This window comes from Aurantibacter sp. UH7, assembly GCF_056839165.1.
Window position 1 is genome coordinate 3,637,412 of the sequence record NZ_CM166388.1, and the last position, 15,543, is coordinate 3,652,954.

Genomic DNA, 15,543 nt, shown 5'->3' on the forward strand with positions numbered 1-15,543 from the left:
TTTAGTTGGTTTGTTTTAAATGTACGATTATCGGTTCAGATTCTTGTCCGTATAGGTCGATAAACGTTAGGGCTACAAATTTTCTATCTTTAATTGTTTTACTTGGTATAGAAACAATATGGTTTTCAGTTATTGCAGTTTTTAGCAGTACTTTTTTAATTTGATATTCCGTTTTATTTTTTCTATTTGACGGATAAACCATAGCAAAACGATACCCCTCCAAGTTTTTAAAGATCAGATCAGTAAATGCGTTGTTTTCTTCAATCTCTTTAAGTTCTATTTTTTGAGATGCTTTAAATGTAGTATTGCGAACTACAGGAGTTAAAGCTTTTCTTTTATAGTGTTTCTTCTTAATGATTTCGACAACATCATTATTATTTTGCATCAAACTTTTGGCACTAAAAAACACATTGCCAGTAACAGCTTCGGTATTTCTTGATAGCGTTAATTGATTAGGAAGCTCATTTATATTTTCCCATGCTTTATCACTATTATTACGAATTTTATAGGGGCCGTTTCCTATATAAAGATTTGTATTACTACTATTTTGTGCCCACCAATCAACAATCTTACTATGCGAGGCAACCGATAAATCCATACTCCAATATACTTGTGGAATTAAATAATCTAACCAACCATTTTGCATCCAAAGTAAAGGGTCTGCATAAAGATCTTCGTATGTAGTTTGACCTGCTTTGGTATCTGAGCCTTTGGGGTCTGTTGTGTTATTCTTCCACACACCAAAAGGGCTAACTCCAAACTGAACCCATGGTTTTCTGCTTTTTATAGTAGTGTAGCTAATTTTTATGAGCGAATCCATATTAGAACGACGCCAATCTGCGACGGACTGATTTGGTAGTTTATAAAAGTCGTATGTTAAGGAGTCTTTAAAAACTTCATCTTTTATGGTGTAGGGGTAGAAGTAATCATCAAAATGAATTGCATCAATATCAAAATTGGTAACAATTTCATCAATTACAGAAGCCATTCTTTTACGTACCTCTGGTATGCCTGGATTATAATAATATTTTTTGCCATATTTCAACATCCATTCAGGGTGAATATTAAAATCATGGGTTGGACTTAAGATATCTGTTTTTAAATCGAATGTAGCACGGTATGGGTTAAGCCATGCATGGAATTCCATTCCCCTGTTATGAGCTTCGTCTATCATCCACGCTAAAATACTTTCGTTAGCCTTAGGTGGATTACCTTCTTTGCCAGTTAAAAACCGAGACCACGGAGCGTAGTCGGAATCGTAGAAGGCGTCGCCAGCCGTTCTAATTTGAACTATTGCGGCATTAAAATTTAAGTCTTTGTAGAAATCTAGAATTTTAAGATAATCTTGTTTTTGTTTATCGATAGCATCATTTCCATTCTTAGGCCAATCGATATTTACAACGGTTGCAACCCAAAAACCTCTAAACTCTCTTTTTGGTTGTGGTATGGATTTAAAAACTGAACAAGAGTTTAAAAGAAAAATAAAAACGAGGAGAAAAAGTAATTTTCTATACATAAATAAAAAAAGCCTATTTGCATTTAAAAATAGGCCTTTAAGAATTATATTAACAACAAATTAATCAAATTTATGACGAACAAATGCTTCCATAGCAGCATAATCAGATAGGCCAAGAGCTCTATATCTAGCAGCTGTGTTTTTATTCCGTTCTTCAGCTCTCATCCAAAATTCTCTAGAATCATCCCCTTGAAACATCACACCATCTTTTTGAGATTGGTGGCAGAAAATTGCGTATCGTTTTTTAAGAACTTGTCCGGGGCTCATAGGTACGGCCATTTCAATTTCATTAATATCCCACTCGTGCCATGCTCCTCTGTATAGCCATAGCCAACAATCTTTCATAAACTCATCTGATTGCATACGCTCCATCGCTTCGAAAACAGCATCCAGACAGACTTTGTGTGTACCATGTGGATCAGCTAAATCACCTGCAGCAAAAATTTGATGCGGTTGAATTTCTCTAATATAGTCCATCATAATATCAACATCAGCTTCAGAAAGGTTGTCTTTTTTAATGGTTCCTGTTTCATAGAATGGTAAATCTAGGAAGCGAACATTTGCGTCATCTAACCCAACATATCTTGTTGCAGCATAAGATTCACCACGTCTAATATTTCCTTTCAATTTTCTGACTTCTAATGTATCAAAACTACTTTCGTTTTTAGCCTTAATAGAATCTATAAGTTTTTGAGCTTCACCAGAAGGGCTTATACGTTTTGCAATTTCTGCATATCGTATAGCATCTGTATCTGAAACTGCGATGTTCCCAGAAGTTTGGTAAGCGACATGAACTTCATGGCCTTGCTCTACCAATCTATCGAAAGTACCACCCATTGAAATCACATCATCGTCTGGGTGAGGGCTAAAGATTATCACACGTTTTTTAGCTGGTAGTGCTCTTTCTGGTCTACTTGTGTCATCAGCATTAGGTTTACCACCTGGCCAACCTGTAATAGTGTGTTGTAGCCTGTTGAACATCTTTATATTTAAATCGTATGAATCTTGTACAGACAATAAGCCAGACATTCCGTTGTCATTATAATCTTTGTCAGTTAAGCTTAAAATAGATTTTTTAGTTTCATTACAAAGCCAAACAATTGCTTTTGCTGTTAAACTTTCAGTCCATTCTAAGGATTCATCTACCAACCAAGGTGTTTTATTTCTAGTCAATTCTGCGCCAGCACCAGAATCAAGAACAAATGTGCAGTTTTTGTGTCGTTGCAAATACGTAGCAGGTACTTGTGAAGAAATATCACCCTCTACGGTTTTTTTAATAATCTCTGCTTTGTTTTGTCCCCATCCAAGTAAAACAAGTCGTTTAGCGTTCATTACCGTAGAAATACCCATAGTAATAGCTTTTCGAGGCACATTATCTATGCCTAAAAACGCTGGCGCTGCATCTACTCTTGTAATATGGTCCAATGTGATAACTCTAGTTCCAGAATTGAAGTGAGACCCTGGTTCATTAAATCCAACGTGACCGGTCCTACCTATACCTAATAGTTGAAAATCTAATCCACCGAATTTTTTAATTGCTTTTTCATATGCCAAGCAGTAGTCTATTACAAATTCAGGTGCAACAGTACCATCAGGAATATGAATATTCTCACGAGGAATATCAATATGGTTAAAAAGATGTTCGTGCATGAAGAACCAATAACTCTGGCGATTATCTTTCTCCATTGGTAAGTATTCATCAAGGTTGAAGGTTACTACATTAGAAAAACTTAATCCTTCTTCTTTATGCATTCTAACCAGTTCTTCATAAACCCGAATAGGAGAGGAGCCTGTAGCTAAACCTAATACACAGTTTTTCTTTGAATCTTGTTTTTTGCGAATTAAAGCTGCAATTTCATGTGCTACTTTAATGGAGGCCTCATTCGAGTCTTCGAATATTACATTATGTATTTTCTCAAAACGAGTTTCTTCAAAATGGCCTACTGGTTTATAACTAATATCAATACCAGTCTTTTTTTGTTTTTGTGTCATTATTAATGTTGCTAACATAAGGTTTGAACTATATTTTAGAATCAAGCAAATGTATGCAAAATATTCAATTTTTGCAGTTTTATGCTTTTTATTTTGCAGTTTTTTGCATTTTTAACGATTTGATAATATTAAAACGGAATAAAACAGCATTTTAGGATTATTCGCTATCTTTGCTCTTTAAATTAGATTTTTAGCAAAAAACACATGTTAAAAGAAGAGAGACAACAAACTATTTTAAGTGTAGTAGAACTGCATAATCGTATTTTATTAACAGACATTGCCGAAACCTTAGATGTTTCAATAGATACTATTCGTAGAGATGTTAAAGAGTTAGATGCAGATAATAAACTCAAAAGAGTTCATGGTGGCGCAATTTCATTAGGCTTTACAACAAATAGTGTAAAAAACAATAATATATATAAAATTGAGCAGAAGTCAATAATTGCTGAGAAAGCGATTACTTTACTTAAAGATGGTTCTGTGATATTTGTGGATGGAGGTACAACTTGCAATGAATTAGCTCGATTAATTCCTATTACAATAGAATTAACTTGCTTTACACATAGTATTCCTGTGGCAATGGAATTGTTAACAAAACCTAATGTGACGGTGATTTTAATAGGAGGACAAGTATCAAAAGAATCACAGATTTCTATTGGGGCGAATGCAATTCATAATCTTTCAGAAATAAAAGTGGATTATAGTTTTATTGGAACAGGTTATGTGGATTCGTATTACGGACTTACAGAATTTGATTGGGATATTGTTCAGGTGAAAAAAGCCATTATTAAATGTTCTAAAAAGACAGTACTGTTATCTATTAGTGAAAAACTCAATTCCCAGCATCGATATAAGAGCTGTGATATTAATGCAATAAACACCATGATTACGGAATTAGAACCAGAAAACGAATTACTTAATTCATTTAGAAACCACGATATTCGAATTTTATAAATAGCTATGAGTTATATCAAAATTACAGAAACACCCTCAAATCATGACAATTTAGAGCAGTTAGATACGACTACTATTTTAACTAAAATGAATGAGGAAGATAAAAAAGTGGCTAATGCCGTTGCTGAAGTTATACCGCAAATAACTAAATTAGTAGATGCTCTGGTCGAACGTTTTGAAAAAGGTGGTCGTCTATTTTATATTGGTGCAGGTACAAGTGGTAGATTGGGTGTTTTAGATGCATCAGAAATCCCACCGACTTATGGAATGCCACACGAGCGCGTTGTTGGAATCATTGCGGGTGGAGATATTGCAATTCGTAAATCTGTTGAAAATGCGGAAGATAATCGCGAACAAGCATGGAAAGATTTAATGTCTCATGATATTACTAATCTTGATGTAGTTGTGGGTATTGCAGCCTCAGGTACAACTCCTTATGTTTTAGGCGGCGTTGATGAAGCTAAGAAAAACGGAATCCTTACCGCAGGAGTAACGAATAATCCAGGTTCACCTTTAGCAGAAGCCGCTGACATTGCTATTGCAATGAATGTAGGTCCTGAATTTGTTACTGGCAGTACACGAATGAAAAGTGGTACTTCTCAAAAACTAGCTCTTAATATGATTTCTACGGCCTTAATGATAAAATTTGGGCGTGTAAAAGGAAACAAAATGGTAAATATGCAACTTAGTAATGTTAAGCTGGTAGATCGAGGTGTACGTTATGTTTCTGAGGGATTGGGCATTGAGTATTCAGCTGCTGAAAAATTACTTCAAGAACATGGTTCTGTTCAAGCAGCCCTTGATGCAGGGGCTTAGTAGTTATTTTGCAATAGCTTCAACCTCTTCAATGGAAACTATTTTATCTGAACTATTACCCCAAGAGTTTAATATATAATTCATAACATCTGCAATTTCATCATCTTCTAATCCTGGATTTGGCATTGCACTGTTATAAGTAATTCCGTTAACTATGATTTCGACTTGTTGTCCATATTTCACTCCGCGAATACTTGCCTCTCTATTTTCAAGGAGATAATCAGATTTTGCTAGTGGAGGAAAGGTACTAATAACTCCTTCACCAGCCTCTAAATGACATGTTACGCAGAAGTCGGCATAAATCTCACTTCCACGCTGCATGCTTTCTTCGAGAACGGGATCTTGGAAAAGATAAATTGATAATCCTGCAATTATCGAAAAATATATAGCCAGGAATGTTTTCATTATGTTTATTTGAGCATGTGGATTTTAAACAATAGAAGATGTTTAAGTTTTCTATTTTTTATTAGGTACTAGTTTATAAACACCTTTTCCTTCAACACCAACGTAGATAAAACCGTCAGGGCCTTCTACCACATCACGCACACGTCCTAAGTCTTTAATTAACTGAATTCTATCAGTTACTTTACTATCATCTAATTTTAATAACTCTAAATATTGAAATTTTAACGATCCAACCAATAAGGCACCTTTCCAGTCTTCCCCATAATTATCAGTTGTTATAAAGGCCATTCCACTAGGAGCAATGGAAGGCAACCAGTAGTGAATGGGTTGTTCCATACCTTCTTTCGCGGTAATATCAGTAATAGGTGTCCCACTATAATTTACACCATAGGTTATAACAGGCCATCCATAATTTTTACCTGGTTTAATGATATTAATTTCATCACCACCCTTAGGGCCATGTTCATTGTCCCAAATATCTCCTGTAAATGGGTTTTTTACTAAACCTTGTGGATTTCTATGACCATAACTATAAATTGCTGTTTTTGCACCTTCTGTGCCTACAAATGGATTATCTTCAGGTATTCTCCCATCATCATAAAAGCGATAAATTTTACCTCCATCGCGCCTAATATCTTGTGGATTTTCATCTCTAGCTCCACGCTCTCCAATACTTAAGAATACATAACCTTTATCATCAAATTCAATTCGCGATCCAAAATGTTGTCCCTTTGTAGTATTTGGTGATGCTTTGTAAAGTATTTCATTGTCAATCAGTGCATTGTCTTTTAATTTTGCGCGCATAAAAGCTGTGTGTCCTCCTTTTTCTTCTCCTTCTTTAGAGGCATATGAAAGATAAATCCATCCATTATTTTTATAATCTGGATGAACAGCAACATCTAAGAGTCCACCTTGCCCCCTTTCATATACTTCTGGAACATTAGAAATTTTACTTCTTATTCCACTATTAAAGATATAAAGATTGCCAGATTTTTCTGTAATCAACATCGAACCGTCAGGAAGGAATGCTATACCCCATGGAATGGTGAGGTCATCGACCAACAGTTCTTCAGAAAAAGGGAATTCTGAAATTGTAGTAACTTGATTAACAGTGTCCTGTCCGCAAGAAAAATTGAACGCTACAACGATTAAATAAAGGGATACAATACTTTTCTTCATAATTAGACGTTAAAATAATATTATTATAAGGTACAAAAGTATCTAAAGATAAAAAATATAAGTTCAAACAATTATACTGAGAATTATTAGACCCCAAATCTAATGATTCTATCTAATCAGTCTTAACCTATGCACCCTACAAAAAGCAAGCATCTTTTGTATGCTTTACTGTTGATTGTTACTTCAATAGTGGGTACCTCTGCAATAGCTAAAACTAATGTTTTAGAGATACTTTCTGAAGTTACCACTGTATTTGAAAACGAAAGATTTTCCAATGAAAAAACTATTGGCTCCGAATCTTCCACAATATTTAAGAGAAATACCTTAAAAAATCAGAATGCTAAAGTTGCTAGCGCACCTATGTTTGTTACAATATTTGCAGCACCTGACGATAGTGATGTTTGTTCTGACGATGGTCTTGAGGTAGCATTATTTAATCTTTGTGGAAATTCAGATAATAGAATAATCACATTAAGTGGAGGTCCATTTCCAGGAGCGCAATGGGAAATTTTGGGTGGTTCTTGTACACCAGATTTGACAGATCCTTGTCCCATTCGAACTAATAGTTGTTATAGTAATGTGCACACTGGAGGTGATTACACGCTCAACGCGGCAGCAATACCAGCAGGTTCAGGAGCGGAGTTTCGTGTATTAGTTGGTGGTGTTTACCATTATTTTGAGGTTAAGAAGAGTACTATTACACAAACTTTTGTAAAGACAGATTATATCTGTGGTGTTGATGGTGAAATACAAATTACGGGCTTATCAAGTGCATATGAATTTAGTATGGATAGCGGTAGTGGTTTTGGTCCATGGCAAGGACCAATTTTCGGAAGCTTAAATCCTGGCACTTATAATATTAAAGCACGTTTAAAAAGTACACCTGGCGCTTGTGAATACCCATATCAACCAATTACAATAGATCAATTGGATATGGGCATAGAAGCTACTTTTGTTGATGCTTTGTGTTCTGGTGATACCGGTTCCGTTACCGTTAACGTAACTGGTGGCGTTCCGGGTCCATTCAAATACACCTTATTAGATGACGGCTTAGTAGCACAGGAATTTACGTCCTTTATCACAGATAATCCATATACATTCTCAGCAGTTAGTTTTGGCACATATACCGTACAAGTGGAAACACAACAGTGCCAAGGTGATCCTGGAAATGGTATTGATCCTCCAAGACAAAATCGCGATACTTCTAACAATCCAATTGTAATAGGTAATGGTTTAGATGCTTTGGATGCATCCACTGAAGTAAATAGTAGTTTCGGTTGTTCCACAATAACTGATGTGGATATTACAGTGAATACTACTGGTGGTTCAGCTCCTTATACATTTACGGTAAATGCAGGTCCATCACAACCTTCTTATACCAGCACTACCACTTATACTGTAAGTGCTCCTGGTACATACGATTTTATTATAACAGATAGTAATGGATGTACTATACCCGCTACAGCAAGTGTAGAAAATTTAGATCCACCAGATGTTACAGCTAATGGTATTGATGGTACCTGTTCGAATGGAGGAGCTAAGATTAATTTTAATATAGTAGACCCAAAAGGATACAATCTTACATATCGTGTGAATTCTGGCGACCCTTGGGATACCAATCCACAAATATCGGTACCTGCAGGAACTTATAACGATATTGAAGTAAGATATCAACAAGGAGGCTTTGAATGTACAATGGCATTACCGGCTGTAACTGTAAGTACTGTAGGGGTCATTACGGGCACAGCTACAAAAGTTTCCGATCGTACTTGTGATGGTAGTGGAGGCGTGAATGGAGGTCAAATTGATTTCGGAGCAGCCAGCGGTGGCTCAGGAAGTGGATATGTTTTTAGTATCGATGGCACCAATTTTACTGGAACAACCTCGTATACCAATTTAGGTCCAGGTACATATACACCAATGATTGAAGATGGTGGTGGATGTCGCTTAGAACTAACGCCAATTACTATTTTAGATGTTGACCCACCGACTGACATAGATTTTGTGACATCAGACAGTAATTGTGCTGCTAATACTGTAGATGTTCAATTAGTACCAACTAGTGGTGCTACAATTGATAATTATAGTGTTATTAGTCCGGTTACAATTAATAATGGAGCTAATGACACTTTTGATGACCTAGACGCTTCGCAGTCTTATATTTTTCAAATTACAGATTCAAATAATTGTACATATACAGAAGGATATTCCCCTGATGTAATAAGCAGTATTCGAGCAAGAGTAAAATCAGGTGGAGATTTAAAAGTTTGTACAGGAGCTACTGATGGTTCAGGAACATTTTTAGTAGATGGTTTTGCTAATAATTATACTTATAATATTAATGGAGGTACAGAAAGTAGTCCTCAAAATGATTCTGAGGTAATTCTTCCTCCATCAGGCGCTGGTACATATACAATTAATATAACCGATGCTGATACGGGTTGTACAGACAGTGTTTCTTTTGATATTGAAGAACCAACTGCGGCAATTACACTAACAGGGAATGTTACAGCAATGACCTGTGCCAATGGAAATTTAGGTAGAGTAGTAGCGAATTCTACTGGAGGATGGGGAAGCAATAGATATGAATTAGAATATCCAGATAGTTCTATAGCTGGACCTAAAGCAGGTACTGTGTTTGGAAATTTATCGCAAGCAGGTACTTATACCTTAACGGTAGAAGATATAGAAGGATGTTCAGAGACCTTCAATTTCACACTAACGCCTTTAAATGCACCAACCATAGTTTTTGATGCAGCTAGTTCGGATTTATGTTATGTTGCTGGTACAGGTGCAACGGCAGCTGTAACTGGTACAGCAGGTAGCGACCCTACTCTTCAATATAGAATTAATGGTGGCACATTACAGGCAAGTCCTGTTTTTAACAACCTAACTCCTGGAACTTATAGTATTGAAGTTGTTGATGGAAATAATTGTAGCGCGAATATCAATGTTACTGTGAATCCTCAACTAAGAGTAAATACAAGTATTGAAACTGAAATACCATGTGGTGGAGCACCTGGTGAAATTCGTGTTGAGGTCTTGGGTGGTTATACATCAGGTGTAGGAACTAAACAATATGAGGTAAGTTTAAATGGAGGCGCTTTTGGTGGTGCGACACCATTAACATCTACTAATTTTTTATATAGTACAAATGTTCCTGGGGATTATATTTTCAGAGTAACTGACAATGAAAATTGCGTTGCAGATTCAAGTCCAATAACTTTAAACCCACCTGTTAATATTGCGCCGGCGGCAGTAGATATTATTCCTGTTAGTTGTGGTAGTGCAAATAACGGTGTGGTTACCATTACACCAGATGCTACAAGTGGTATTCCTCCGTATGAAATAAGTTTTAATGGAGCACCATTCGGCACACAATCTGTTTTCTCAAATTTGGCTGCTGGCACCTATCCATTTTTGGTTCGAGATTCAAGAGGTTGTATAACTATGCCGGCTGATGCTGTTGTGGGAACAGATGCTACCGCAGCACCTAATGCAACGGTTACAGAAGAACCTGCTAGTTGTAATGTAGGTGGTGGTCCTGTTAGTGGTGGTATTAATATTACTGGGGTAACACCTGGAAGTCCAGATTATACGATTATAATTTTAGATAATTTAGGTAACCCAACTGGTATTCAAGAGGATAATGTTAGTGTGTTTCCTTATCAAATTTTGGACCCTGCATTAATACCAGGTGATTATATTGTTGTTACATTAGATTCAAATGGGTGTCGCGATGAAGATGCGGTAACCATTACAGAATCAACAATTAGCGTTGTGCCAGATTCAGTTGTTCCCACTTGTTCGTTATCTGGTTTTAGTAATACTGTTGAGATATTTGGAGGAACAGGACCATTCTTAATTCGTTTGGAAAACGATCCTGCTTTACCTGTATCCCCAAATCCTGGACCGAGAAGACATACTTTTAATGGCTTGCAGTATGGTGTAACATATACAGTAGAAGTTACGGATACGGCGACAAATTGTATATATTTTGAAGAAATACCTCCAGTTGATGGCCCATCTTTTGATGTTACTGCAACATCGACTCCTGACTTCTGTGATGTGAATAGAAATGGTGAAATTACCTATGAGGTAACTGGATTTACACTTGGACATCAATTACAAATTGACATTCTTGATAATTCAGATGGATCAATTACGAATATAGAAACCGTAACTCCATTATCAGACCCATATTCTAATACACATTTGGCTATTGCTGGTGATTATCAAATAATAGTAACGAGCTTAAATGACAATTGTCAAGATGCTGTAGGAATAATTGTAGAACAAAACTTACCAGGAATAGATATTCTTGTAGAAGAGCCTGCAACTTGTAATGCTCCTGGACAAATAGTTGTTCAAGGAAATGGTGGTAATGGTATATCCTATGAATTTGCTTTTATGGCATTAGGAGCAACTCCTGCTGCTGGAGATTGGACCACAAACACTTCATTTATAGCTATTGCAGGAACTTACGATGTATATGTTCGCGACAGTAGTGGTTGTTCTTCTTTTGCAATAGCAACAGTTTTACAATCAGACCCTATTTTACCTTCACCAATTTCGTACGTTGATAATCAATGTATAGTAACGGCGACAGCCTTCGATATAAGAGTTACGATCCCTAATACGGTTGATACGCCTAGGTTTACATTAGGAGGTGATGAACGATTGGTGCCAGATGTTGTTGATAATGGAACACATTGGGAATACACCTATACCGTAGCTAGCCCCGGCACTTATTTTGTAGATGTTGTTGATGCTAATGGTTGTACAAGCCAAGGAACTGCGGTTGTTTATGATTTCTTATCGATTTCAGCAACCTTTAGTACTGAACCAACATGTAATGTTGCCGATGGAGAAATAGAAGTATTACCGATAGGTGGTAGTAATCAGTTTAGTTATCAGTTACAAGATGGCGGCGGCACTGATATAGGCGCTCCGATTATAGGTGATAGAACCGACGGAATTATACCAAATGTAGCACCAGGAAATTATATTGTTGAGGTAACAGATACAGAGACCAATTGTGTAGTAACAGCAAATGTAAGTATAGATGCGGCTACACCACCTGTAATTGATACAATTCATGAGAATGATATTTCTTGTGATGGGGCAAATGATGGTAGTATTGACATAATTTTACAGGCTGGTACAGATGTAGATAGTCCAATAGTTTATACCCTTTATGCGGCAAATACGGTTGCACCAATTATTCAACAAAATGGTTCTGGCTCTTTCATAGGTTTAAGCGCTGGGATATATGATGTAGAAGTGCGAACCGATAGAAATTGTGTCGTAGTTGCAGAAGATATTCAGATTGATAATCCAGCAGCATTTTCTATAACGGCTAGTGCTCCCGATTTTGCTTGTGAACCAGGCGCAAATAGATTTAGTACTACAGATATTACTGTGAGTATTGTAGATCCTGGAACAGTTGGTTCTGGATATCAGTATAGTATTACAGGGCATTCAAATTATCAAAATTCGAATGTATTTGCAATTGTAGATAATGGTTCTCCGCAAAATATCACGGTGTACGCCATAGATGGCAATGGTTGTGAGACTCAATTTGATGTTCCTACTATCAATCCGCCATCAGACGTTACTCCGACCTTATCAGTAATAAGTACATTAAACTGTGCGAATCCAGAAAGAGTTCGAATAACCGTACCTGCATCGCAAACAACAAGTTTTACGGTTTCTACTGTAGCTGCTGTTGCCGTAACATCAATATCAAACACTCCCGGAAATGATTATATAGAAATAGATTTACCGCAATCAGGAGACTATCTTTTCGAAGTAGAAGATTTAGTAGGTGGTTGTTTTTATCCGCTACCTAAACATACGGTTGTAGAACCTTTAGCCCCTACGGTCGTAATAACAGAAGCCGAACCAATTTCTTGTTTTGGTGCTAGTGATGGTGAAATGTTAATAGTAGTAACAGATTATACTGGGGTATATACCTATAATGTTTACAGTGGTAGTGATCCAAGTAAAACTACAATATTAGCCACAGGTTCTTTTGATACAGCCGATAACCCTGAAACAATAACTGGTTTGGCAGGTGGTAATTTCTTTGTAGAAGTTGTGTCAACTGGAATGCCATTTTGTAGTGCCGAAAGTAATGTTGAAACTATTCGCTCGCCAAATGGTGCACTTGATGTAAGCGCTGTTGAGGTCGGTAATGTTGGTTGTAACGAAGATACAGGTCATATCGAGGCAACTGGCATAAATGGATGGGATAGCGTAGCTTACGAATATCGATTGTTACGTGATGATGGATCTGGGTATAATGAAATAGTTTCATTTGGAACAAGCAATGATTTTGAAACGCTAGCTAGTGGTGATTATCAAGTAGAAATTAGAGATACAGAAGGTTGTACCGATACTATAAATATTACTTTAGATCCAATACCGGCCATTCAAGCAGGTATTCGAGAACCACAAGCACTTGTTTGCCCGAATGGCAATAATGCTATTTTAGAAGCATTTGACCCATCTTCTGGAGATGAGACAACCGCTACGGCAGGAGCAACTGGTGGTTTTCCTGGGGCAGGATATAATTACAGATTATTATACTTAAATAGCGATGATAATACAGATATAGCTTCGGCGAGTGGATTACAGAATTCTCCAACTTTTATAGGTGCTAGTGGCGGCTATATTAGTGGTGGTTGGTATGCTATAGAAGTTTCTTCGAGTTTTAATTGTATTGGGGTTACTGATCCTTATTTTGTGAATCCACCACCACCAGTTCAACCTAAATTAATACAGACAGCAGTGCCTGGCTGTGGAGGTCAAGGAGAAATTCAATTAAGTATTGAAAATTATAATGCTTCTTTTACATATGAAATTCAGCCTCTTGAAAATGGAGTAGTAGTAGGTCCATATTCTGATATGACAGGACAAACAATGCTTTTTACTAGAAGTGCTGGAATTAGTTATCAGTTTGATGTACGTAAGAAGAATGCTTCAAATACTTGTTTAGCTGTACGAACGGGTGGAATTACAATGACTGATGCTTCGGCTATCGGATTTTTACCAAATTCACCAGTAGATGATATTTCTTGTTCTGGAGAGCTAGATGGTCGAATAGAATCATTCGCAAATGGAGGAGTTGGAGGTAACCAATTTTACTTATACAGCGGAGATCCGGTAGATGCGTTTAGCCCTGCGTCAGCTGCAACGTTAATTAGAGGTCCTCAAAGTCATGGTACTTTTGAAGGATTAGATGCAGGATCTGATTACTATATTACAGTAACTTCTGGTGCAACGTGTAGTGCTATTGCTGGCCCTTTTGTAATCACAAGACCAGTTCCGATTATTTTTGATGCAACACCAGAACCAATTTCATGTTTTGGCGAATCTGATGGTAGCATAGAAATTGAGGTTAATAGTGGCGGTGTAGGTTTATTGCAATTTGCAATTGCACCTCATTTCAATGAATTTTTTAGTGACCCTACGACTCCAGGTGCTTATACTTTTGAAGATTTAGCAGCCGGCACTTATGAAATTCTAATTCAAGATGAAAATGGTTGTTTTGAAAAAGATTTTATTACAGTTGTTCAGCCTGATGAATTAATTATTACCAATATAGCTACATCACCAGAAACATGTATCGGTTTTGAGGATGGTACGGCACAATTAACCATAACTGGAGGTACGCCATTTGTAGATACAACAACAAATGAAGAATATTTTGAAACAAAAATTGTAGGTCCTAATTCGGATGGTAGTGAAGTTTTTGTAAGAAATGACAGCTTATATTTTGATAATTTAGTTGGTGGTGAAGGGTATATTGTAATAGTACAAGATGCGAATCTTTGCTTTACTGATGTAATTATTCCAATTGAAATTGGAGTGGATTTAACAGCAGAACCCAATATTCAATATGGTTGTGAAGGTATTTTCCCAAACAGTACGGTTACCATAGAAATGTTAGATTCTAGTCTTTATCCGGAGTTATTATTTGCTTTGGATCCTTTAGACCCTACTGATGCTACAAGTTCTAACGCATCTAACACCTATACTTGGGGCGATCTTGAAGCTGGTGATCATTCTGTTTACATTTATCATGAAAACGGTTGTACGAACATTGTTGATTTTGCAACAGAAACTTATGATCCTTTAACATTATCTGCGGAGAAAACTGGTCCAAATGAAGTTACGGCGTTAGCAGAAGGAGGTTATGGAGGTTATGTGTATTCATTCCAAGGTCAAGATCAGGGAGAAGACAATGTGTTTACCACTAATGAAAGCACAATCGTTACCATACAAGTTACCGACCGAACAGGTTGTGTAGCCGTAGTGACTATTCCATTTGAGTTCACCGGCATGTTAGAAATACCTAATTTCTTTACGCCTGATGGTGATGGTGAAAATGATGTTTGGTATCCGAAGAATCGTAATTATTTCCCAAATATAGAGGTGATTATTTACGATCGATATGGTAGAGTAGTGGCGCGATTAAATCAAGTTTCTTCATGGGACGGAAATTATGAAGCCAAACCATTACCTTCTGGTGATTATTGGTACGAAGTGAATGCTAATGATAAGAGTAAAATGCATTACATTGGTCACTTTACACTATACAGATAAAACATAAATAAATTAAATACGGGCGTTCTTTGAGCGCCCGTATTTAGTTTAATTAAATCTTCAAAATTTTA

7 protein-coding genes are annotated in these 15,543 nt (G+C 36.7%); 3 read left to right on the forward strand and 4 right to left on the reverse strand.

The genetic code is table 11. The annotated features are described in order from the left end of the window. Nucleotide 1: 1 nt before the first annotated feature. A complete protein-coding gene (locus UH7x_RS15525; protein ID WP_482360835.1) occupies nt 2-1,516 on the reverse strand; it encodes a glycoside hydrolase family 10-like protein in 1,515 nt (504 codons plus the stop codon). 60 nt (nt 1,517-1,576) lie between these two features. Next, nucleotides 1,577-3,508: a glucosamine-6-phosphate deaminase gene (gene nagB, locus UH7x_RS15530; RefSeq protein WP_482360836.1), complete on the reverse strand. Its 1,932-nt coding sequence runs from the start codon at nt 3,506-3,508 to the stop codon at nt 1,577-1,579. A gap of 204 nt (nt 3,509-3,712) precedes the next feature. Between nagB and UH7x_RS15535 the strand changes: the two genes are divergently transcribed. Both UH7x_RS15535 and murQ read left to right on the forward strand, forming a co-directional pair. Next, on the forward strand, nt 3,713-4,462 hold the full coding sequence (locus tag UH7x_RS15535) for a DeoR/GlpR family DNA-binding transcription regulator (protein WP_482360837.1): 750 nt from the start codon (nt 3,713-3,715) through the stop codon (nt 4,460-4,462). Nucleotides 4,463-4,468: 6 nt separating this feature from the next. Next, nucleotides 4,469-5,278 (forward strand): N-acetylmuramic acid 6-phosphate etherase, encoded by an 810-nt coding sequence (gene murQ / locus UH7x_RS15540; protein ID WP_482360838.1) that lies wholly within the window; start codon nt 4,469-4,471, stop codon nt 5,276-5,278. A gap of 3 nt (nt 5,279-5,281) precedes the next feature. On the opposite strand, the gene UH7x_RS15545 is transcribed toward murQ, so the two are convergent. Together UH7x_RS15545 and UH7x_RS15550 are read right to left on the reverse strand one after the other, a co-directional pair. After that, a complete protein-coding gene (locus tag UH7x_RS15545) occupies nt 5,282-5,683 on the reverse strand; it encodes a c-type cytochrome (RefSeq protein ID WP_482360839.1) in 402 nt (133 codons plus the stop codon). Nucleotides 5,684-5,734: 51 nt separating this feature from the next. Next, on the reverse strand, nt 5,735-6,862 hold the full coding sequence (locus UH7x_RS15550; RefSeq protein WP_482360840.1) for a PQQ-dependent sugar dehydrogenase: 1,128 nt from the start codon (nt 6,860-6,862) through the stop codon (nt 5,735-5,737). Nucleotides 6,863-6,991: 129 nt separating this feature from the next. Here UH7x_RS15550 and UH7x_RS15555 point away from each other — a divergent pair, with 129 nt between their 5' ends. Beyond that, nucleotides 6,992-15,472 carry a T9SS type B sorting domain-containing protein gene (locus UH7x_RS15555; RefSeq protein ID WP_482360841.1) on the forward strand — a complete coding sequence of 2,827 codons (8,481 nt, stop codon included), beginning with the start codon at nt 6,992-6,994 and terminating at the stop codon, nt 15,470-15,472. Nucleotides 15,473-15,543 lie beyond the last annotated feature (71 nt).